The sequence below is a fragment of the Streptococcus cameli genome (assembly GCF_053207365.1).
In genome coordinates, this window is record NZ_JBRUIM010000001.1 from 448449 (window position 1) to 472377 (window position 23929).

The 23929-nt window shown below is 41.9% G+C and carries 19 protein-coding genes; 17 read left to right on the forward strand and 2 right to left on the reverse strand.

Annotated features, from left to right (window positions below; genetic code table 11):
- Positions 1-2 precede the first annotated feature (2 nt).
- Entirely contained in the window at positions 3-2180 is a 2178-nt protein-coding gene (locus ACVR1I_RS02325) for a GH92 family glycosyl hydrolase (RefSeq protein ID WP_447442995.1), read from the reverse strand.
- A 148-nt stretch (positions 2181-2328) separates the two neighbouring features.
- Between ACVR1I_RS02325 and ACVR1I_RS02330 the strand changes: the two genes are divergently transcribed.
- From ACVR1I_RS02330 to ACVR1I_RS02410, 17 genes are all read left to right on the forward strand, one after another.
- A complete protein-coding gene (locus ACVR1I_RS02330; RefSeq protein WP_447442437.1) occupies positions 2329-3615 on the forward strand; it encodes a glycoside hydrolase family 125 protein in 1287 nt (428 codons plus the stop codon).
- Complete coding sequence (locus tag ACVR1I_RS02335; protein WP_447442438.1) at positions 3616-6255, forward strand: alpha-mannosidase; 2640 nt, start codon at positions 3616-3618, stop codon at positions 6253-6255.
- A 3-nt stretch (positions 6256-6258) separates the two neighbouring features.
- On the forward strand, positions 6259-7116 hold the full coding sequence (locus ACVR1I_RS02340; protein ID WP_447442439.1) for an ROK family protein: 858 nt from the start codon (positions 6259-6261) through the stop codon (positions 7114-7116).
- A gap of 169 nt (positions 7117-7285) precedes the next feature.
- Positions 7286-8212: an ABC transporter permease gene (locus tag ACVR1I_RS02345; protein WP_447442440.1), complete on the forward strand. Its 927-nt coding sequence runs from the start codon at positions 7286-7288 to the stop codon at positions 8210-8212.
- Positions 8213-8221: 9 nt separating this feature from the next.
- A complete protein-coding gene (locus ACVR1I_RS02350; protein ID WP_447442441.1) occupies positions 8222-9139 on the forward strand; it encodes a carbohydrate ABC transporter permease in 918 nt (305 codons plus the stop codon).
- A gap of 137 nt (positions 9140-9276) precedes the next feature.
- Entirely contained in the window at positions 9277-10752 is a 1476-nt protein-coding gene (locus tag ACVR1I_RS02355; RefSeq protein WP_447442442.1) for an ABC transporter substrate-binding protein, read from the forward strand.
- 166 nt (positions 10753-10918) lie between these two features.
- Positions 10919-11479: a DUF624 domain-containing protein gene (locus tag ACVR1I_RS02360; RefSeq protein WP_447442443.1), complete on the forward strand. Its 561-nt coding sequence runs from the start codon at positions 10919-10921 to the stop codon at positions 11477-11479.
- On the forward strand, positions 11479-13149 hold the full coding sequence (locus tag ACVR1I_RS02365; protein WP_447442444.1) for a sensor histidine kinase: 1671 nt from the start codon (positions 11479-11481) through the stop codon (positions 13147-13149). The genes ACVR1I_RS02360 and ACVR1I_RS02365 overlap by 1 nt, the downstream gene beginning before the upstream one ends.
- Positions 13118-14398, forward strand: a complete 1281-nt coding sequence (locus ACVR1I_RS02370) for a response regulator transcription factor (protein WP_447442445.1) — start codon at positions 13118-13120, stop codon at positions 14396-14398. The genes ACVR1I_RS02365 and ACVR1I_RS02370 overlap by 32 nt, the downstream gene beginning before the upstream one ends.
- Before the next feature lie 258 nt (positions 14399-14656).
- Complete coding sequence (gene metK, locus ACVR1I_RS02375) at positions 14657-15844, forward strand: methionine adenosyltransferase (protein WP_447442446.1); 1188 nt, start codon at positions 14657-14659, stop codon at positions 15842-15844.
- A 276-nt stretch (positions 15845-16120) separates the two neighbouring features.
- Positions 16121-18274, forward strand: coding sequence for a G5 domain-containing protein (locus ACVR1I_RS02380; protein ID WP_447442447.1), 2154 nt, complete (start codon positions 16121-16123; stop codon positions 18272-18274).
- Positions 18275-18468: 194 nt separating this feature from the next.
- Positions 18469-19749, forward strand: a complete 1281-nt coding sequence (gene murA, locus ACVR1I_RS02385; protein WP_447442448.1) for a UDP-N-acetylglucosamine 1-carboxyvinyltransferase — start codon at positions 18469-18471, stop codon at positions 19747-19749.
- A 51-nt stretch (positions 19750-19800) separates the two neighbouring features.
- Positions 19801-20370, forward strand: coding sequence for a GNAT family N-acetyltransferase (locus tag ACVR1I_RS02390; protein ID WP_447442449.1), 570 nt, complete (start codon positions 19801-19803; stop codon positions 20368-20370).
- A gap of 1 nt (position 20371) precedes the next feature.
- On the forward strand, positions 20372-21232 hold the full coding sequence (locus ACVR1I_RS02395; protein ID WP_447442450.1) for a methionyl aminopeptidase: 861 nt from the start codon (positions 20372-20374) through the stop codon (positions 21230-21232).
- Positions 21233-21255: 23 nt separating this feature from the next.
- The gene (locus tag ACVR1I_RS02400; RefSeq protein WP_447442451.1) at positions 21256-22188 is read left to right on the forward strand and encodes a YihY/virulence factor BrkB family protein; all 933 of its coding nucleotides are present in this window, start codon (positions 21256-21258) and stop codon (positions 22186-22188) included.
- Positions 22189-22271: 83 nt separating this feature from the next.
- Positions 22272-22718 carry a MarR family winged helix-turn-helix transcriptional regulator gene (locus ACVR1I_RS02405; RefSeq protein ID WP_447442452.1) on the forward strand — a complete coding sequence of 149 codons (447 nt, stop codon included), beginning with the start codon at positions 22272-22274 and terminating at the stop codon, positions 22716-22718.
- 11 nt (positions 22719-22729) lie between these two features.
- Positions 22730-23440 (forward strand): B3/B4 domain-containing protein, encoded by a 711-nt coding sequence (locus ACVR1I_RS02410; protein WP_447442453.1) that lies wholly within the window; start codon positions 22730-22732, stop codon positions 23438-23440.
- Between the two features lie 23 nt (positions 23441-23463).
- On the opposite strand, the gene ACVR1I_RS02415 is transcribed toward ACVR1I_RS02410, so the two are convergent.
- Positions 23464-23910: a GtrA family protein gene (locus ACVR1I_RS02415; protein ID WP_447442454.1), complete on the reverse strand. Its 447-nt coding sequence runs from the start codon at positions 23908-23910 to the stop codon at positions 23464-23466.
- Positions 23911-23929 lie beyond the last annotated feature (19 nt).

The following is a 23929-nucleotide window of genomic DNA, read 5'->3' on the forward strand; positions in this document are numbered from 1 at the left end:
TCTTAAGCTTGTGTAGGTGGCAGCAAACTGAGTTCAAAGCTGAGCTGCTTAGCAGTAAGCAAGTCTTTATGATGGAGTTCTGTAATAGCTTGTTGGTCTAATTGAGCAGTGCGGACAAAATAGAAATGCTCATGGTTGTGCTGGCAATCAATGGTCAAGTCCTTGTCGTTTGGCAAGTGGAGAATGACTCTGTCAAACTGTGGGAGCCCCAGTTGGTAGCTGGCTTTTCCTGGACAAACAGGATAGAAGCCAAGGCAAGAGAAGATGTACCAAGCTCCCATGCTGCCATTGTCCTCATCTCCAGGAAAGGCCTGAAAATCAGTATCAAAAGCCTGTTGCCGCAGTTGTTTGACAAGAAAACCAGCATAGTGCGGGGTCTTGCTCCAGTGGAAGAGATACGGAATATGAAAACTTGGTTGATTGGAGATGGCCAATTGCCCAAATCGCTGGTGGGCCATTTCGCTCATTTCATGGATTTCGTAGCCATAGTTGTTTGGTGAAAAGGCTGGGTTTTCTTGGCAGAGTTGGAGCAGGTAATCCGTAAATACTTCCTGTCCCCCCATGCAGTCGACGAGGCCGTCAATATCATGAAAGACGGATAGGGTTGCTTGGATACTGGAGCATTCGGCGTAGTCTCTGCCCCAAGCTTCCCTGACAAATTCCTCTCTAAAATTCCCCTCACGGTCCTTGGCCCGCATAACACCAACGCTTGGGTCAAATAGTTCTTGGTAAGAACGGCTAAATGTCCAGTATTGCTGGGCCGTTTTTTCTTGTCCAAGAAAGTGGGCGACTTGGCCGATGGCCCAATCGCTATATGCATAGTCAAGGCTATGGCTGACGCTTTCATGATGGTCAAGCGAAAGATAGCCAAATTCACGGTATTCTTGGCTACCGTGTCTACCATAGCGTCCTGTTTCGTCAATCTGTTGGCTGGTTGTAATCATGGCCTCTAGTAACTCAGGTAGAATCTCTATGGCCAACCCCTTACTAGCAGCGTCTGCGATGACACCATCGACCAAGGTTCCTGGCATGATGCCCCGCTCATCAGGGGATAGCCATTTTGGTAGATAGCCAGTATCCTTGTAATGCTGCAATATGCCCTCTAAGAAGTCTTCTAGGTACTCAGGGTAGAGGAGAGATAGGAGAGGGACAGTACTTCTAAAGGTATCCCAGTAGCCATTGTTGGTGAAGAATTTTCCGAGTTGTGCTTGACCAGTCTGGGTATCAAAATGCCAGTTTTTGCCTTCCTTGTCTACCTCATAGAAGGTTTGTGGAAAGAGCAGGCAGCGATAGAGGCAGTGGTAAAAGAGTTTGCGTTCTTTTGGAGCATCTTCTCCAGGAATCTCAATGCGTTCCAAGAGATGATTCCATCTTGCTCTGGTTTCAGTCTGGATTGTGGTGAAGTTTCCGAGTCGACTAAGGTTAAGACTGGCTTGTTCGGGACTGATAAAGGAAGTGGCTAGTCTGACTTCTAGGGCTGCGGCTGCAAAATTAAGGCGAAGATGCACATCTTGTCCACTGATCGTATCTGCAATAGAAAGCTCTTTGTCCTCGTCAAGCTGAAGCATGGCTGTGATGTCTTGGTCGAAGCTGAGCTGCACATGCATACAGAACTTGTCTGACTGGGTTTCGCTGGCATGATAGAGCGTAACAGACAGTGTCTTTTTGTCAAGCAGTCGGTAGCTGGACTGTCCGGGACTGAAAAAGACAAGGCCCAGCTCCTCCTTGTTCTGTGCTTGCAGTTGCAATGCTGCCCCATACAGACTTGGCACTAAGCGACTGGTCAATTGGTAGCGGTGCGAGTATACTTCTAGCAAATCTGGCCTAAAAATGGCTTTTTGATTGTCGTAGCTGGATTGGCGGTGAAAGAGGCTGCTCCTACTAATCTTTCCAGTTACTGGCGTCAATAAAAGACTGGAAAAATCGCCTAACCAAGGACTTGGTTGATGGGTCAGGCGAATGCCTTGGTAAACAGGCTCGTAAGGGTTAAACCACCAGCTACCATTTTGGTCTGTTGTTTGGAGGGCAAAATAGTTCATGCCAAAAGGGTGACCTGTCAAGGGCAGGCAATTGCCATTTGAAAAGGCGTGTGAATTATAGGTGCCATAGCGGGTATCAATGCTGTCAACAAGAGAATAGACCATACGGAACTCCTTTTTATCAAATAAATCTACCCTTATTATAGTGAAAAAATGGCTAAAAAATGCAGGAAAAAAAGGAGAGGCTAGATTTGTGTAAGAAGGAATTTAATTTGTGTATAGGATTTGACAGGGAAGTTTTTTACACTAACAGTAGGAAAAACTAGAAGACTGCAAAAAAGGAGTTTTTATGCTATATACACCTGAAAAAACACATGCTTGGTTACAAGAAATCAGTGAAAAAACCAAGGACCATCCGAGTTGGGGAAAGGTTTTTGAAACCTGCTATACAGATACCTTGGACAAGACGATGAAACGCTTGGAGGACGGAACGACCTTTGTTTTAACAGGGGATATTCCGGCCATGTGGCTGCGGGATTCGACAGCCCAAGTCAAACCCTACCTGCTCCTAGCAAAAGAAGATTTGGTATTGAGACAAACCATTATGGGCTTAATTGAACGCCAGATGTTGTTTGTTCTTCATGATCCTTATGCCAATGCATTTAACGAAGCAGATAATGGAAAGGGCCACCAAACAGACCACACCGATTTAACGGGGTGGATTTGGGAGCGGAAATACGAGATTGATTCGCTCTGTTACCCGTTGCAATTAGCCTACCTGCTCTGGAAGAAAACAGGTGAGACTGGCCACTTGGATGAGACATTTTTCAAGGCTGCTAGAACCATTGTTGACCTATGGACTCTAGAGCAGGACCATAGCCAGTCGCCTTACGTCTTTGAACGTGATACCGATCGTTTGGAAGACACCTTGACCAATGGTGGCAAAGGACCAGATTGTGCTCATACAGGTATGACGTGGTCTGGTTTTCGACCAAGTGATGATGCATGTCAATATTCTTATCTAATCCCCTCCAATATGTTTGCGGTGGTGGTGCTAGGCTATTTGGCAGAGATCATTGACAGTTTGCAGCTGGAAAAATGGCAGAACTTACAAGTAGATGCCCTGCGGTTGAAAGAAGAGATTGACCAAGGAATCCAGCAGTTTGGCTTGACCAAAAATGCGGATGGTGAAACGATTTTTGCCTATGAGGTGGATGGTTTTGGAAATGCCTCGATTATGGACGACCCTAATGTCCCAAGCCTCTTAGCCGCCCCTTATTTGGGCTATTGTGCGATTGAAGATCCAGTTTATCAGGCAACCCGTAAAACCATTTTAAGCCCTGAGAATCCGTATTACTATGAGGGAGAACATGCCAAAGGGCTGGGTAGTAGCCATACTTTTTATCGGTATATCTGGCCAATCGCCCTTTCTATCCAAGGTTTGACCACACGAGACAAGGAAGAAAAAAAGGCCCTACTGGACTTGATGGTAGCTTGTGATGGCGGAACAGGTGTCATGCATGAGAGCTTCCATGTGGACGACCCAAGCCTCTATTCCAGAGAATGGTTTTCATGGGCCAATATGATGTTTTGTGAATTGGTCTTGGATTATTACGACTTGAACGAGGAGAATTAAATGAAAAAAGAAACCGTTCATATTATTTCCCACAGCCACTGGGATCGTGAGTGGTACCTCCCTTTGGAAGAACACCGCTTGCGGCTGGTGGAGCTCTTTGATGATTTGTTTGAGCTCTTCGAAACAGATCCAGACTTTAAGAGTTTTCACTTAGACGGGCAACTTATTGTTCTAGAAGATTATTTGGCGATTCGCCCGCAAGAGAAGGAACGCTTGCTTCGCTACATTGAAGAAGGACGTTTGATTATTGGCCCCTTTTATATCTTGCAAGATGATTACCTGATTACCAGTGAAGCCAATATGCGAAACACCCTTATCGGGCACTTGGAAGGTAAAAAATGGGGGAAAATGCCTAAAATTGGCTATTTCCCAGATACTTTTGGCAATATGGGGCAGGCACCACAGTTGCTGAAACAGGCCGGAATTGATGTGGCATTTTTTGGCCGCGGGGTTAAGCCTGTTGGTTTTGACAATCAGGTGTTAGAAGATGATCATTTTAATTCCACCTATTCTGAGATGTACTGGGAGGGGGCGGATGGGACCCAGATTCTGGGAATTCTATTTGCCAACTGGTATAGTAACGGCAATGAAATTCCAGTTGATAAAGCGACAGCAAAATCTTTTTGGGAAAAGAAACTCGGAGAAGTCCGCCAGTATGCATCCACTTCTCAGTACCTCTTGATGAATGGGTGTGACCATCAGCCTGTTCAGAAAGATTTGTCTCAAGCCTTGGCTGTTGCAAGAGAATTGTACCCTGATATTGAATTTGTCCATAGCAATTTTGAAGACTATGTGCAGGCCTTAAAGGCCGAATTGCCTGAGGATCTCAGTACCGTTAGAGGAGAGCTGATTAGCCAGGAAACCGATGGTTGGTATACCTTGACGAATACGGCCTCTTCACGGATTTATCTCAAACAAGAAAACGATAAAGCCAGTCATTTGCTGGAGAAAGTTGTGGAGCCTCTGGTTGTTATGACCCAAGACGAGGTCCCACGAGATGAATTGCGTTATGCTTGGAAGTTGCTGTTGGAAAATGCCCCGCATGATAGCATTTGCGGTTGCAGTATAGACCCTGTTCATGCAGAAATGGAGACTCGTTTTGCCAAGGTCCAACAGGTTGGAAACTTCCTCTGCCAACGCAGTTTAGAACGTTGGGCTAGTCAAGTAGATAGCCAGGATTTGGACGGCTTGCTCTTTACGGTCTTTAATACTAGTCCGGAAGCCAAAAGCCAGCTAGTAGAAGTGGACTTGGTAGTGGACAAACGGGATTTCCGAGATGGGCAACTGGAAAAACATTACCAGGATATGAGCGCCATTTCCCTGCCTTCTTATGTCGTGATGACCAGTCAAGGTGAAGAGCTGGCAGCGACTATTGAAGATTTGGGGGTCTCCTTTGCCTATGAGCTACCAAAAGATCGGTTCCGTTCGGCCACCTTTACTCGGAAAATTCGGATCTCTCTGGTTCTTGAAGATCTTCCTGCTTTTTCTTGGCAGACCTATCAGGTCAAGGAGGGACAAACCGTCAGTACGGAGTCTGTTCCAGCAGGCTTTGAGAATGACTTCCTGGCTATCTCAGTGAATAAACAGCAAGAACTCGTCTGGCTTGATAAGGCTAGTGGCCAATCCTTCACCGATTTCTTACGGTTTGAAGATACAGGGGACGTGGGCAACGAATATATCTATATGGCACCAAAAGGCGAAGAGCCGATTCTATCTGAATTGGTCTCTGTCAAATGGGATCACAGTCAGCCACTGCTCAGTAGGGCTACCCTCCTTCACCGCTTGCAGATTCCAAGGGCTATGGACGATCAATTGCTGGAAGAACAGGAAAAAATCATTGAGTTTCGCCATCGGACGGCACAGCGTTCGAAAGAGACTGTGGACGTTTTCTTAGAAACGGATATGCTTCTTTATGCCCATTCTCCACAAGTTCAGTTTAAAACCCGCTTTAAAAATGAGGCTTTAGACCATCGGATTCGTGTTTTGTTTGACTTTGGAATTCAGAGCGATTGCCATGAAGCAGATAGCATCTATGAAGTTGTGACGCGCTCCAATCAGCCACATCCGTCATGGGAAAATCCTAGCTATCCCCTCCGCCATCGGACCTTTGTTTCGATGCAGGACAAGGAAAAGTTGATGCTGGTATCCAGCAAAGGACTTCACGAATACGAAATCTTAAACAGTCAAGTCATCGCGCTTACGCTCCTTAGGGCAGTAGGTGAGTTGGGGGACTGGGGCTATTTCCCAACACCACAAGCCCAGTGCTTGCGAGACATTTCTGTGGAATATGCCGTAGAACTGCAATCGCCTCGTGATAAATATGCAGCGATTCACCGAGCACAGGCTTTTCAAACAGATCTATTAACGGTGCAAATTAAGCAGCAAACAGGAACAAAACCAGTCAAAGGACATGCGCTTGAGCACCCGATCCTCTCTGATAATCGCTTCTGTATTACTTCTCTAAAAGTGGCTGAAGAAAGTGATGACATCCTATTGCGGTACTATCATTTATCGACCGAATCGGTTGAGCTAAGTCACAAGGCCAGTGGCGTCAATCTTTTAGAACATCCGATTGGAGACTTAGCCTCTCTTGTTTCAGGACAAGAAATTCGCACAGAAATTGTGACAGAAAGGAGCTAGCTGATGGCAGTCATGTGTTTTGATATTGGGGGAACAGGGGTCAAAAGTGGCTTGATTGGAGCAGACAAGCTTGTTCGCCACCAGACCCAGATACCAACCCCAGAAAGTTTGGAGGACTTGCTTGCTTGGATGGATAGTTGTTTGACAGGTCATCCGGTGGAGGCGATCTCCATTAGTTTTCCTGGTGCGGTCAATCCAGATACCGGCATCATTGGTGGAATCAGTGCAGTGCCTTATATCCATGACGTGTCTTGGTATGAGTTGCTGGCTTCTTACCAAGTTCCTGTTTTTATGGAAAATGATGCCAATTGCGCAGGCCTTAGCCAACTGGCAGCAGATGAGGTAAGCCAAGATTTCTTCTGTGTTGTTTGTGGAACAGGCATTGGTGGAGCGGTCATTCTCAATCGCCGTCTTCATAGAGGGAAAAAAGCCTACGCAGGCGAATTTGGTTGTATGGTGCACAATTGGCAAGAGCCAGTTGAAAATTGGTCCCAACTGGCGTCAACAGGAAGCTTGGTTCGCTATGTGAAAGAACACCATGAGGATACTGAGAAAGACTGGAATGGCCGTCTTATTTTCGCAGCAGCAGAAAAAGGAGATATCATTTGCCAAGAAGCTGTTCATCGCATGGTGACTAATTTTTCACTCGGTCTCATGAATCTGTATTATACTTTAGATCCAGAGGTCATCTACATTGGTGGTGGCATTAGTCAAAACGACACTTTTCTTCAATTGGTAGAAGAAAAAATGATGGAAATGTCTGAAGCCTACGAGGGGTTTCCAGTTGTTCCTACTGTCCGTGCTTGTACCTATCACCAAGATGCCAACCTGATGGGCGCTTATATGAATACCCTTCAATGAGATATAGTAAGAGACACTTGCGTGAAGTCGTAGGTGTCTTTTTGATGGTCAATCTTGCATTTTGTAACCGCTATCTATAATTTGTAGAATTTTTTCTATAAAGAGGCCATTCACAGAGTTATCTGAAATGAGTATACTAAAAAGTGTAAAAGAGAAAGGAAAGAGAAATATGAAATTTTTAAAAGATTTGAAAAAAAATGCCATATTCTTGCTCATGATCCTACCAGGAGCTTGTTGGTTTATTTTGTTCTTCTATATTCCTGTATTGGGGAATGTCGTCGCCTTTCAAGACTATCGTATTTCAGGAAATGGATTTATTGATAGTATTTTAACCAGTGAATGGGTTGGCTTTGACAATTTCAAATTTCTCTTTCAATCTTCGGATGCTTATATCATTACTAGAAATACTCTTTTGTACAACATTGGCTTTATCATCATTGGCTTAATTTTTGCAGTCGGAATCGCCATTATTTTTAGTGAAATGCGTTCAGCTCGTCTGGTAAAAATCTACCAAACAACGACCCTATTTCCTTACTTTTTATCCTGGGTTATCATTAGTTTCTTTGTTTATGCTTTTTTAAGTCCAGACAAGGGACTGATTAACAATACACTTGTCAATTTTGGACTAGAACCCATCAACTGGTACAACGCACCGAGCTACTGGCCCTTCATTCTCATTTTCTTAGGAATTTGGAAGGGGCTTGGTTACAACAGTATTATTTATTATGCTAGTATCATGGGAATTGATCCAACTTTCTATGAAGCAGCCACCGTTGACGGGGCGACAAAGTGGCAAAAAATTCGCTATGTTACCTTGCCTCAGTTAGCGCCATTGGTGACAGTGTTGACCATTTTGGCAGTCGGAAATATCTTCCGAGCGGACTTTGGACTCTTCTACCAAATTCCAAAAAATTCAGGAACACTGTATAACGTGACCCAAGTTCTAGATACCTATGTCTACAACGGGATATCAGGAACGGGAGATATTGGGATGGCTGCGGCAGCAGGTTTGTACCAATCTGTTGTTGGTTGTATTCTAGTAGTAACTGCAAATTTACTAGCCCGTAAAATTGATAAAGAATCTGCATTGTTCTAGAGGTTGAATATGAAAAAGAAAAAAATTGAATCGGTTAAGGTGCATTCTTTTGACAAAAAAACAAATGCCTTGTTTAGTATCTTACTAGGAATTTTTGCTATATCGTGTATCCTTCCGTTTATTTTTGTGATTGTCATCTCCTTTACAGATGAGACGGTACTGGCTTTTAATGGCTATTCTTTATGGCCTGAAAAATGGAGCATTGCAGGATATGAGTACTTGTATCAGTTAAAAGATCAAATCTTACAAGCTTTGTTTATCACATTCTTTATTACGATTGTGGGAACCAGTCTCAATGTACTTTTTACAACTCTTTATGCCTATGCCATTTCAAGAAACAATTTTAAATACCGTCGTTTCTTTACCATGATGGCACTTGCAACCATGCTCTTTAGTGCTGGTGTGATTCCTGTATACATTGTGATGACCAGTTTTCTTCAATTGAAAGATACGGTTGCAGCCTTGATTTTACCAATGTTACTAAGCCCCTTTAATATCATGGTGATGCGTTCCTTCTTCAAAAAGACCATTTCAGAGTCGATCTTGGAATCGGCTCGTATGGATGGGGCGAGTGAGTTGCGAATTTTCTTTCAAATTTGCTTGCCGCTGACCTTGCCAGGAATTGCAACCATCAGTCTCTTTACAGCACTCGCCTTTTGGAACGATTGGTATAATGCTTTGCTTTATATTCAGAGTGATAACCTTGTTCCTTTGCAATATTTACTGATGAAAATTCAATCCAGTATTGAGTATATGACAACCAATGCTGCAGCAGGAGCTCATGTTTCAGCAGCTGCTGGTAGTATTCCGAAAGAGGCAACCCGTATGGCGATTGTAGTTGTATCAACCCTACCGATTGCTTGCCTCTATCCATTTTTCCAACGTTATTTCGTAAAAGGTTTAACGATAGGAGGTGTCAAGGAATAAGAATAGTGCACCTACAATGCTCAGTTTAGTCAGTTTGTACTGGACTTGTCAATTGGATTTAAAATAGGAGGTTTGCTTCAAAGAAAAATAGCTTTTATTTCAACACAAAAAACAGTTAAAAAAGGAGTTTACTAAAAATGAAATTTTGGAAAAAAGCCCTGCTATCTACTATGGCAATCACATCTGTAATCGCTTTGGCAGCTTGTGGCAATTTAACAGGCAATAAAAAAGAAAGCACCAATACCAAAGATGGAAAAACCAATATCTTGATGTATCAAATTGGGGAAGCGCCAAAAAACTTTGATACCTTGATGGAAAATGCCAATAAAATTATTGAAAAAGAAACGGGTGCACATCTTGAAATCAAGTACATTGGTTGGGGAGAATATGGCGATAAGATGGCCATTATCAATTCATCAGGTGAAAATTATGACATCGCCTTTGCCCATAATTATGTCTTAAATGCCCAAAAAGGAACTTATGCTGACCTGACAGAGTTACTAAAAACAACAGGTAAAGAGTTGTATGATGTTTTAGACCCAGCCTATATTAAAGGAAATATAGTTGATGGAAAATTATATGCCGTTCCTGTTATTGGGAATGTGGCCCATCAGCAAATGTTCTCTTTCAATAAAGAATTGGTTGAAAAACACAACTTGGACATTTCAAAAGTGAATACGTATGAAGATCTCGAGCCATTATTGGCAGTTATCAAGGAAAAAGAACCAAGTATTTCTCCAATGGCTTACACAAAAGGGACAAAAGTATCAGATAACTTTGATTATATTCTAGGAGATTTACTACCATTTGTTGTTGATTTAGATGGAGACCATACTAAGATTGTTAACCAATTTGAAGTAGACCACTATAAAGAGCACTTGAGAACTGTTCACAAGTATTACAAGGCTGGCTATATTCCAGCAGATGCAGCAACAAGTGATACAAACTTTGACTTGGCAACTCAAAACTGGTTTGTTCGTAAAGAAACCCAAGGCCCAGCTGACTTTGGTGACAGCCTTTTAACAACTGTTGCAGGCTATCCGATTGTTTCCCGTCCTTTGACAAAAGCTTATAAGACAAGTGGTTCTACTCAGGCAGCAAACTTTGTTATTTCAAATACATCGAAAAACAAAGAAAAAGCCATGGAAATCTTGACCTTGATCAATACAAATAAAGAATTACTAAATGGTCTTGTTTTTGGTCCAGAAGGCGTAAACTGGGAGAAAGATCCAAGTGATGACAACCGCATTAAGTTGTTAGATGGTTATGCAGGCGATACTCGTATGTCTGCTTGGAATACAGGTAATGCCCAATTGCTTTATATTACAGACAAGGTAAGTGACGCAGACGTTGCACAATCAAAAGCTGTTTTAGAAAGTGCAGTGGAATCACCAGCTCTTGGATTTAGCTTTAACACTCAACCTGTTAAATCAGAAATCACAAGCATTCAAAATATTATGAACCAATACAATGCAAGTATCCATACTGGAACTGTTGATCCTGATGTAGCGATTCCAGAATTGATGAATCGTTTGAATTCAGAAGGTGCATACAAGAAAGTAATGGAAGAAATGCAAAAACAATACGATGCATTCTTAGCAGAACAAAAATAATGAATGGCCAGTATAGTCTAGTTGAACAAGATTATACTGGTTTTCTCGTTTCTATATCTATTTCAGATAAAATTTGCTAGAATAAAGATAAAGAAAGCGCCATCATAAATAAAAAGGAAATGATAACATGATATTGGAAAATCTATTTTCAAGAGTGTATTTTTTAATGCGCTTAACCCTTCTCTACATAGTCCTGTCTGCTTGTGGACTTCTTATCTTTGGATTTTCGCCTGCAAATGCTACTTTATTGTATTTGTATAAAGAAAAAGGGAGTCAGATTGCGGACTATACATTTTCAGAGGCCTTTGCTTATTTTAAACAACAGTTTTGGAAGGCCAATATCAGTTTCTTTTTCTCCACAGGATTAGCTCTTTTTTTCCTCTACACTCTGTGGCTATATACTCAAATTACCCAGTCTATTTGGTTGTTGATTGGCCTAGTTTTGCAAATCAGTTTTTTCCTATTTTCACTTTCCATGTATGGTGTTTACTTAGTGTTGCAAATTTACTATGAAGGATCCGTTTTGGAACAATTAAAATTATCTGCGATTGGGGTATTCCTTGATTTCCAAGCGACTGTAAAATGGCTCATCGGAACAGGATTGTGCGTGTTTTTGGGAATGAAACTCCCTCTTATTCTCGTTGTCTTTCTGCCTTGTATTTGGCTCTTGTTTAGCTCAGATATTTTGCATTGTATCTATCAAAAAATTGAAAAGAAGCTCTTCTAATGAAAAAAATTCTGATCCATACCTTATTACGAAGTTATTCTTACATGGTAATTGGAATCGTTGTCTTTTTTGCAAGTGTTTTGTCCTATATAAATTGGCAACAATACCAAGAAAGAATTACTCAACACCAACAGGTCATTTTAAATACAGTGACCGAGGAGCTAGATGCTTATAATAGTAGCATTCGTCAGCGAATGACCTCTTTTTCTTTGGATAAGGACCGTATAGAAGGGATGTACAAGTATTTCCAATTGCCACCAGATCAGTACCAAATGTGGCTTTTGAAACATGATTTATTGCTCATTAAAGAAGTCTCACTACAAAAAACAATCCAATCCATTTACCAAGATTATGCTTTTGTTTCGGGTATTGATATTGTGTTAAACGATTCAGAATCGGTTTATTTATCTACTAGTCGATTCAAATCAGGAACGAAGGTGGCTGCTAGTGATTACAAAGCACCTGTTAACAGTATCCCAATTATTCTAAAAGATGCAGCAACATCATCATCTTTAGGAACTGTTTACGTATCGATTGATACCACAGCGATTGATTTAATGGTCCAAAGAGAAAGTGAAATCCCTTTTTCTCTCGTCATTACAGATTCTTTGGACCGTGTTTTTTACAAAAAAAATTCGGAAGTAAAAAAGAAATATAGAATTATTTCAAAAGATAGTGGGGATTTATCAGTAGAGGTCGGTGTGCCACAAGCGTTTATGTATAAAGAAGTTGGGAAATTAACTGCCTTGATTTTTTTAGCCAGCAGTAGCTTGATTCTTTTATTGCTATTTTTGTTAAATCGTGTTTTCCACTATTATAAATTTCAGGTGGGAGATATTGTTAAAACGGTGCAACAGATTACAGATGGCGATACCAATGTTCGGATTGAAACCAGAAACAAACAACAAGAAATGCTCTTGATTGCCTCGCAGGTCAACCAGATGTTGGATACCCTTGATAAAAATATCAGCGATATATACCGCTTGGAAATCAAGCAACAAGAAGCCAATATGCGGGCCCTGCAATCCCAGATTAACCCCCACTTTTTGTACAATACCTTGGAATTTTTCAGGATGTACGCTGTTACCAAGGATTTAGACGAATTGTCAGACATGATTTACGAATTTAGCAGTCTCTTACGGGGAAGTATCTCGCAAAGCAATGTAACAACCATCAAGGAAGAGCTAGAATTTTGTGAGAAACACAGCTACATTTGCCAAATTCGCTACCCAAGATCCATCGCCTACGCCTATCAGATTGACAAGGGGTGTGAAAATATAGCCATACCGCGTTTTGTCATTCAACCCTTGGTTGAAAATTATTTTGTTCATGGTGTGGATTTAACGCGAAAAGACAACGCCCTCAGTGTCAAAGTCCTGAAACACAAAGAAGGGGTGGAGATATTGATTCGAGACAATGGCAAGGGCATGTCTCAAGAAACCCTTGAAACCTATCAAACCATTCTAAAGAGCCGCAAGCAGATTGCATTGGAGGAAGGAAAGTCGATTGGGATTATCAATGTCCATGAGCGACTACTCCTATTCTTTGGGGAGAGATACCATATGACTCTGGCCTCTCAACCTGGATCTGGGGTGACCTATTCCATTAATATCAAACAGAAACTTGAACAGGAGGAAGGTGCAATCCATGAATCTATTAATAGTAGATGACGAATACATGATTTTAGAAGGCTTGAAACAGTTTCTTCCTTATCAGGAATATGGGATTTCCACAGTTTACACAGCTGAAAACGCAAAAGAAGCCTTGCAACGCTTCACTGAAAATGAGATTGACATTGTTTTAACCGATGTGAATATGCCCGATATGACGGGATTGGATATGATTTCAGAGATGAAAAAATACTCTCAACAAGCCTCCTATATCATCATGTCGGGTTTTCAAGAATTTGAATACGCGAAAAAAGCCATCAATTTGGGAGTAGTGGATTACTTGGTCAAGCCAGTCAACAAAGCTGAATTGAAACTGATTTTACAAAAACTTGCTCAGCAAAAACAATCTCCGTGGAAGGATCTTGTCAGAGAGGGAGCCAATTTAACGAGCTTTTTAGAACATCAACCATCGGCCTACTTAATTGTGGACACTCAAAAAATAGAAGGTTTAGAAGTGGCCTCTGTCCGTATGAATGAGCAGACACTTTATTTTCACCTAGGAGAAACAGTTTATCCGAATGCCTTGTTTGTTGAGAAACTGACTCCCACAACTCATCTATCTGCTTCAAAAGACAAGGTAGAACGTTTGCTTTTTTATGGTTACCTGACAGAGAAATCCATCGATTCTGTCCAACAGTTTTACGATCAATTGGTTCCCTACATTGAATCGGGGCATTTTCAAGAATTGATTGATGAGCTGGAAGGGATCAAGCAGACCATTACAGAACGCAACACTCGGGTGTATCTAACCAAACAATTCTTTAACCAATTGATGGCTAAAATTTACCACCAATTTCAAGGTTTGCAACGAGAGGATTTGGAAGCCTTTATCCTACAAGTTGATAAAAGTAAAAACATGGAAGACCTTGTCAGCGAAACCAAGCATCATCTTTTGAAAATTGGCGCCGTTTACCAATACAGCAAACATGTCTCAGATAGTTTACTCTTGATCCAACAAGACTACCAAAAAGAATTGAGCCTGAAATCAGTCAGTGAGCAACTTTTTTTGAACGCTGTTTATTTGGGACAAATCATCAAAAAAGAAACGGGATATTCCTTTGCAGAGTTGCTGAATCACAAGCGCATAAAAGTAGCTAAAAAGTTATTGTTATCGAGTGATGATGGCATTGAGGAAATTTGTTTTCAAGTGGGCTATGGAAATGTGGGCTATTTTTACAAGATTTTCAAGCGGATTTGTGGAGAATCGCCGAAATCCTATCGGCAAAAGCGAAACACATTGACAGAATAAAAAGACCACTCGGTCTTTTTTTGCATTATCCTGTCGAAAAAAATAGCTTTTCTCTTTTTTCTGCCCAAAGATATGGTACAATAAAGGAGTTAATAAGTCCCGAAAAGGTGGCAGAGTTGCTCTTTGCCAGTTCTTTGTAACTTTTTAACTCGTTAAGAAACCCAAACTTTTCTCTTTTTAGATGGCCATAGTGTTGCGATAAAAAAGAAACGGGGTGGTTTCTCAGCAAAAACACTATTTTTAAAAGGGGGACATTTTATGTCAGAACGGAAATTATTTACGTCTGAATCAGTTTCGGAGGGGCATCCAGATAAGATTGCAGACCAGATTTCAGATGCCATTTTGGATGCCATTTTAGCAGAGGATCCAGACGCTCACGTCGCAGCAGAGACAGCGGTTTATACAGGATCGGTCCATGTATTTGGGGAAATTTCAACAACTGCCTACGTGGACATCAACCGCGTAGTCCGCGATACTATTGCTGAGATTGGCTACACCAATGCAGACTATGGTTTTGCGGCAGAATCAGTTGGGGTACACCCATCCTTGATTGAGCAGTCGCCAGACATCGCCCAAGGAGTTAATGAGGCCTTGGAAGTGCGGGAAGGTCAAGAAGATGAATTGAGTTTGATTGGAGCGGGCGACCAGGGGCTCATGTTTGGTTTTGCGATTAACGAAACACCAGAACTCATGCCATTGCCGATTTCACTATCTCATCAATTGGTGCGAAAATTGGCAGAGCTTCGCAAATCAGGAACCATTAGTTACCTACGCCCAGATGCCAAATCACAGGTGACCGTTGAATATGATGAGAATGACAAACCAGTTCGAGTAGACACGGTGGTCATTTCTACCCAGCACGATCCAGAAGCCACCAATGAACAGATTCGCAAAGATGTAATCGAACAAGTTATTCAGGCAGTCATTCCTGCTCAGTATTTAGATGATGAAACAAAATTCTTTATCAACCCGACCGGTCGTTTTGTCATCGGTGGCCCACAAGGGGATTCTGGTTTAACAGGTCGTAAGATTATTGTTGATACTTACGGAGGCTATTCCCGTCACGGTGGCGGTGCCTTCTCAGGTAAGGATGCGACAAAAGTAGACCGCTCTGCTTCCTATGCAGCACGCTATATTGCTAAAAATATCGTCGCGGCTGGCTTGGCCTACAAGGCAGAGGTGCAGTTGGCCTATGCCATTGGTGTAGCTCATCCAGTATCTGTTCGTGTCGATACTTTTGGCACCAGCACAGTTTCTGAGAGTCAGTTAGAAGCAGCAGTTCGAACTATCTTTGACCTTCGTCCTGCAGGTATCATTCAGATGTTGGATTTGAAACGTCCGATTTACAAACAAACAGCAGCCTATGGCCACATGGGTCGGACAGACATTGACCTTCCTTGGGAGCGTCTTGACAAGGTAGAAGCTCTGAAAGTGGCTGTTTTGTAACAATAGGTAACAGAGAGGAAAAATCCTCTCTCTTTTTTTGTTTTTAAAATAATTAGGTATGATTAAATAAAAAATTAAGTTGACTTAATAAACAAGTGGTGCTATACTGGAAAACAAGAGAAAAAGCTTGTTAACAACTTTTTCGAACCAATTCTACTGAGAAATGCAATCCTCTTTTACTGGAAAATGGTTTCTCAAGAATTGTGAGGAAGAATAAACTGAAAGAGCTCGCAGTTTATTGTTTCATCATTTTGTTTTATTTAGTTAGGAATTGATATGAAAAGACAACAAATTGTTTATTTAACGACTGTTGCAACCTTGCTGACGTCTCAGTTGGCCCAACCGCTTCTTGTTTTGGCTGAAGAACCCCCTACTAGCAATTCGGCAATGGAAGCCGTTGTCGGAACTAGTGAAACGCTGAGCGAGGATAGTCATTCAGAAGCTAGTACGACTCTTCCTGTCCTTGAAGCAGAAAGTAGCGAGACAAGTTCTAGTAATGAGGCTGTATCTGTTGGAAAGGTTTTAGTCGAAAACGGTGTGAAATTTAAGGTCTTGAGTTTAGGCGAGCACCCAACTGTTCAGCTAGGAAATGGTCTGTACCCCATTGAATTTAAAAGTGAACAAGATGGTCAGCCCTATACCGTGCCATCTCAAGTGACGATTGATGGCACAACCTATACGGTTACTGCTATTGGTGAAGAAGCCTTGGCCTATTATGCAGATGAATCTGGAATGATGACCTATTACCCTGCGGCGATTACAGTACCAAAAGGAGTAACTCTCATCAAGAAAAATGGATTTAAGGCTAGCAATGCACGAACGATTGCCTTTGAAGCAGGCAGTCAATTGCAAACAATAGAAGATGGTGCTTTTTCCTTTACCAATCTGCAAAGTTTCCAGCTCCCAGCTTCTGTTGAAACAATTGGAAATCGGGCTTTTAATTTCAATGAAAGCTTAACAAGTTTTACATTTGAAGAAGGCTCACGCCTAAACAGTATCGGAAATGAAGTATTTGCGAGCTTGCCAAAATTAGAAGAATTGATTCTTCCCAAAACCCTAAATCATATCGGGGAAAAACCATTTGCTTTGTCGTCTGGTTTTAAAGCTGTTCATGTCGCAGAAGGAAATGAACGTTATGAATCGCAAGATGGTGTTCTGTATACTAAGGGATTAGAGAGTTTGCTCTATTATCCTGCTCAAAAACCAGGAGAGACCTTTGCAACACCAAATGCCACCAAGTCTTTATCGCCTTATGCATTCAATAACAATACGACCTTAAAGAAAATTAGCATAGGAGAAGGGATTGAAGAAATTCCAACCTTTGCTTTTGCAGCGACCATCAATGTTGAAAGTATTGCATTGCCAAATAGTTTGAAAAAGATTGGGCGCCTCGCTTTTTATGAAGATATGGAATTAAAGGAATTGACGATTCCAAATCAGGTTTCGGAGTTTGGAGTATACCCATTTAACGGATTGCCAAAATTAGAAAAAATCACATTCGGAAAAGGAGTCACTCATCTTCCAGCTAACTTTTTATCCGGTAATTTGGACTCTTTAAAAGAAGTTCATTTCTTGACAGATAGCTCAGACTGGAAAGTGGAAGCTAAGAGCTTAGCCATTCCAGCTGAAACGGTTGTGTATGTGCAGAAACAGTCCATCGCCGATACTTTGAAACCGCATTTAGAAAAAGGCAACAAAATAATTGTAAAAACTGACACAGGAACAAAAACCGAAGTCAAGACAGAAATCCAAAAAGAGGCTATTGCCTTTGAAACTAAAGAGGAGCAGAATCCATCATTGCCAAAAGGTGAGCGCCGAATCAAGACAAAAGGTCAAGCAGGAGAGGTGGCCGTCACCTATGAAGTGACCTATACCGATGGCGTGGAAACCAGTCGCAAGGAAATTAGCCGACAGGTTGTTAAGGCTGCCGTTACAGAAGTTGTAGAAGTTGGTACAAAAGAATTGGCACCAAATCCTCTTGTTTCCACAAAAGAAGAGGTACTGAATAGCCCTATTCCTTTTGACATCAAAGAGGAGCAGAATCCATCGTTGCCAAAAGGTGAGCGCCGAATCAAGACAAAAGGTCAAGCGGGAGAGGTGGCAATCACCTATGAAGTGACCTATACCGATGGCGTGGAAACCAGTCGCAAGGAAATTAGTCGCCAGGTTATCAAGGCTGCTGTTACAGAAGTTGTAGAAGTTGGTACAAAAGAAACAGCAGCCAATATACAGCCGAGCGAAGGAGATGGGGATGCAAATGGTTTGCGCCAAACATCTTCTATTCAAGTAAAATCAGGGGAGCCTGGTATGAAGGTCTTACCACAAACAGGTACCAAAAACAGTCCTTTCCTGACCCTATTAGGCGGAATTGGCCTCGTTCTATTAACTGCTTATGCTTTCCTTAAAAAACGTTTTTCATCCTTATCATAACCAGAAGAAAAACAGTTTTGCTTTCTATTGTGTTAAAGAGTATCTGGATAAAAACAGATACTCTTTTTTTGGCTAACGAGGGACTTCTTTGTAAAAAAGAGCTTAAAAACTAGAATAGTAGCTAATTTTCTAATAGTATGATACAATAAACTGTATGCCTATTTTTGGCGAATATCAGAAAGTGATTAGTTTGTATGAGACGAATTGTAATTAAGGGAGGGACTCCCTTAAAAGGCAAGGTAACCGTTAGTGGTGCAAAGAATTCAGTTGTTGCCTTGATTCCAGCGATTATTCTAAGTGATGGGGTAGTGACACTGGATGGGGTACCTGCCATTTCAGATGTAGATAGTTTAATTGATATTTTAGAAACGATGGGCGCCACTGTCCGTCAAGATGGCGAAACACTGGAAATTGATCCACGTGGCGTGCAAGATGTTCCAATGCCCTTTGGCAAGATCAATAGTCTTCGTGCATCCTATTATTTCTATGGATCGCTCTTAGGGCGCTTTGGTCAAGCTGTTGTCGGTCTTCCAGGTGGCTGTGATTTGGGACCACGTCCGATTGACTTGCACCTCAAGGCATTTGAAGCAATGGGCGCAGCAGTGACCTATGAAGGCAATAATATGCACCTTATTGCAGCAGACAAAACACTTCGTGGAGCGCACATCTACATGGATACCGTTAGCGTAGGTGCGACTATCAACACGATGTTAGCAGCAGTCAAAGCAAGTGGTCGAACAGTGATTGAAAATGCGGCACGAGAACCAGAAATCATTGATGTAGCGACTCTGCTTAACAACATGGGAGCCCATGTACGGGGTGCTGGAACAGATGTGATCACGATTGATGGAGTAGAGAGTTTACACGGCACACGCCACCAAGTCATCCCAGACCGTATTGAGGCAGGGACCTATATTGCGCTTGCGGCAGCAGTTGGTGAAGGGATTCAAATCGACAATGTCTTGTATGAGCATTTGGAGTCTTATATTGCCAAGTTAGAGGAAATGGGTGTTCGCATGACCATTTCAGAAGACAGTGTTTATGTGGAAAAACAGGATTATTTAAAGGCAGTCTCTATCAAGACAGCGCCTTATCCAGGCTTTGCCACTGATTTGCAGCAACCGATTACTCCGCTCTTGTTAAAGGCAGAGGGAAGCGGCCGCATCATTGATACCATTTATGAAAAACGAATTGGCCACGTAGCAGAACTGGCTAGCTTTGGTGCAGACATTTCCACTCGGAGCAACTACATTGCCTACAAAGGCAGTCAACCCTTGACAGGTTCAAAGGTCAAGGCAACGGACTTGCGTGCAGGAGCAGCCATGGTGATTGCAGGTTTGATGGCAAAAGGTCAGACCGAAATTACCAACATTGAATTTATCCTTCGAGGCTATTCCAATATCATCGAAAAATTACAAGACCTGGGTGCAGACATTCAGCTGCTAGAAGATGAAACAATAGAGCAAGAAAGCTAGCGAGAGACAATCCATGCTTCTTGCTCTCTTTCTATAAATGAGGATGCACAAATGAGTTTGTGGACAAAACTAGCCCACTATTCTCTGTTTGAAACAGAGCGAATGGTCTTAAGGCCCTTTTCCTATGAAGATAGAGAGGCTTTTTATCAGATTGTAGGAGTAGATGCAGCACTGCCCTTTGTATTTCCCAGTCGGGCAAGCCAAGAAGAAGCAACCGAACTACTGGTGAGTTTCTTCTTAAAAAATCCCTTAGGGAAGTGGGCCGTGGTCGATAAAAGAAGCCAGCAATTGATTGGTGCTCTTTCCTTTGAAATGATTTCAGAGAAAAAAGCAGTAGCAGAAATAGGGTATTTCCTATCAAGGACCTATTGGGGTCAAGGATTGATGTGCGAAGCACTGAAAACTGTTTCTTATCTGGCTCTAGCCCACATGGATTTTAAAGAGTTGACGCTGATGACCCATTTGGAAAACAAGGCCAGCCAACAAGTAGCGAAAAAGGCAGGTTATCAGTTTGTCAAACAGTACAAGGGGAGCGATCGCTACACCCATCAGATGCGGGACTACCTCCAATTTCAATTTACAAAAAAAGAGCTATACAAGATGTTAAAAGAGGAAGAATGATATGATTACATTAAAATCACAAAGAGAAATTGAAGCAATGGACCGAGCTGGCGATATTTTAGCCAGTATCCATATCGGTCTCCGTGACTTAATCAAGCCAGGCTTGGACATGTGGGAAGTCGAAGAATATGTTCGCAGACGCTGCAAAGAAGAAAATGTACTACCGCTACAAATCGGTGTTGATGGTCACATCATGGACTATCCTTATGCCACTTGCTGTGGTCTAAACGATGAAGTAGCCCATGCCTTTCCCCGTCATTATATCCTAAAAGAAGGGGATCTCTTGAAGGTAGACATGGTGCTATCAGAGCCGATTGACAAGTCTGTTTTGGATGTTTCCAAGTTAAACTTTAACAATGTTGCCCAAATGAAAACACACACAACAGCCTACAAAGGTGGATTGGCGGATTCGTGTTGGGCTTATGCAGTTGGTCAAGTCTCACAAGAAGTGATAGACTTGATGACTGTCACCAAAGAATGCCTCTATATCGGAATTGAACAAGCCGTAGTCGGTAACCGCATCGGTGATATCGGAGCAGCCATTCAAGAACACGCAGAAAGCCGTGGTTACGGGGTGGTACAAGATTTGGTAGGACACGGAGTTGGTCCCACCATGCACGAAGAACCGATGGTTCCTCACTTTGGCCGTTCAGGCCGTGGCTTACGCCTCAAAGAAGGAATGGTCTTGACCATTGAGCCCATGATCAATACAGGAACCTGGGAAATTGATACAGATATGAAGACCGGTTGGGCCCATAAGACCCTAGATGGCGGCCTGTCTTGTCAATACGAGCACCAATTTGTGATTACCAAAGACGGTCCTAAAATCCTAACCAGTCAGGGAGAAGAAGGCACCTATTAGCCAGTAGCTGAAAGAGAAAAAGCGTGACGAAAAGAACAAAAAAACCTAAGTGGAAACAATTTTTTACTTCTTTTATTTCCTTATATACCTCGGCAGATATTGATATAACCAGTGTCGGAGTGGCCTATTACATCTTGATTTCGGTCTTCCCGATTTTGATGATGTTGGCTAGCTTGCTGCCCTATTTTCAATTTGATGTTGAGCAGATTCTAGCCTTATCAAAGGATTTTTTCCCAGAACAGCTTATGCCGACGGTCAAAAGCATGCTGGAGTCTGTTTTAACCAAGCCCTCCTCTTCTTGGATTGGGATTTCGATTGCAACGACCTTGTGGACGATTTCTAGAAGCATGAATATCCTCCAAAAAGCCTTTAACAAGGCTTACGGAGTGACGGAACACCGGGATTTTATCATTACACACTTGGTGGGAATTTCCTTGGGAATTGCGCTGCAGATGATTATTACCTTGAGTGTCTTGATGATTACTTTTGGAAATACAGCCATTCGCAATATTTACCGACTCTTGGAAATTGGCGATGGGAGCTTTTTAACGCTCATGGACTATACGACGCCTGTCATTTATGTGACCCTCTTTTTGGCCTTGGTCATGCTTTACTATGTTACGCCTAACGTAAAAATAGGCAAGATTCGTTATGCCATACCTGGTGCTTTATTTGTGATGCTGGTGATGGGGACAGTGGGACGGTTATTTTCTATTTACGTTGAATCTTATGCAGATCGCCTCATGGACTTTCGTTTTGTGACAGCAGTTGTCATCTTGGTCATGATGCTCTGGTTTGTCTTTATGGCTAATGTCCTAATCACAGGAGCAGTCTTAAACGCAACAGTGCAAAGTTTGTACTGCGATGACTTTTATACACGAAACGGAGATGTCGTTTCTGTCTTTAATCGTATCCGGGCCAGATTTACCGTATCAGAAGAAACAGTAGAAGAATGAACTATCCGATGGGATAGTTTTCTATTTTTTGTTTTTTTGTTGCATTTGCAATAAAAAATGATATACTAAAAAGAGGAGGACAGATGATTAGTAGAGAAATTGGAAAAATAGCAAGAAGTTTGGATTCCATTGCCAACTATGAGTTTCGGGATATCGACTTATCAAAGGGACAGTATTTGTATTTGGTGCGGATCTACGAACAACCAGGTCTGATACAAGAAGAATTATCAGATATTCTAAAGGTTGATCGCTCAACAGTGGCACGCGCTGTTAGAAAACTAGAGTTGAACGGCCTTGTCAAACGTGTCTTGTCTGAAACAAACCGCAAAAATAAGCCTCTATTTGCCACAAAAAAAGGCGAGGAGCTAGCATGCTTTGTCTTACGGGAGCATGCCTATTCAGAACAACAACTGTGTTCAGCTCTGACGCCAGAAGAAGCCGACTGCCTTTATCGACTTCTCTTGAAAGCTGGCGAGGCCATTGTTTCAGATTGGGAACGTGTCAAAAATGGAAAAAAACGGATCTATTAAAGGAGGACACCATGAATATTATTGTTAAAGAAAGCTTTTGGGATGTATTTCCAGAAGGACTGATCTCTGTCTTATTTATCTCAGGCATAGACAACCACATAGACTCTTCAAAAACGGCTTATTTTACAGAGTTGTTAGCAGAGGCAAGTCAAAAAGCAGAGCAGTTTATAACAGAGGATTCCTTTGCGCAAAATAGGGTGGTCAAAGAGTGGCGTGAGGCATTTGGTCAATTTAAAACCAAAAAAGGGACACGCTCCTCAATTGAAGCACTTCTAAAAAGAGTCAGTCAAAACCGAGAGTTTCAACCAATCAATCCACTAGTTGATTTGTACAATAGCATCTCTTTATCATATGGTTTGCCATGTGGTGGAGAAGATGTAGACAAGATTGAAGGTGATATGAAATTGGGCAAGGCCAAGGGTGGAGAATCCTTTTTCCCACTTGGTGCAGAAGAAGATTCACCGGCTTTACCAGAAGAAATCATCTATTATGATGCTGCTGGTGCAATCTGCCGCAATTTCAATTGGAGAGAAGCCCAGCGAACCATGTTGACAGAAGATACAACTGAAGCCGTTTTGGTCATTGAAGCAGTGACAGGCTCCCAAAAACAAGTTGCAATAGCAGCGATGGAGGCTTTGAAGGAATTAGTAGAAAGCTATTTTGGCGTTTCTGGGGACATCATGCACTTAACGAAAAATCAACCACTTGTCAGAATCCGATAAATGCCAACAAACAACAAAACAGCCTAATTGAGATGAGGCTGTTTTTCGTTGAAGACAAATAATTTACTGAGGACATAGTTGGCCACAATGACCAGTACTTGAGCGATCAATCCTGCAATGAAATTGATTTGTTCAGGATTTCCTTGCACAAATTGCCCGATGAGATGTGGGTAAGCTCTGACCAAGAGAAAGGCTAGAAAAATATCCAAGACAAGCGTTGCGAGACGAGCAGAAAGAAATTTGACAAACCGTTTTTGCCAACCCGTCCGCTGTTGATTGAAGACGATGCTGTCATTGGTCACAAAGGCAAAAGCAATCGCAATGCTGTTTGCTAGCAATACGACAACTTCAATAGAAGGAATCCATTTGAACAAGAGGCTACGTGATACCATATAGACAACAGTTGTAGCGACGCCAAAAACTAAATAGAGGAAAATTTCATTTGTGATTATTTTTTTTAATTGTTTCATAGAACTAGTCTACCATTTT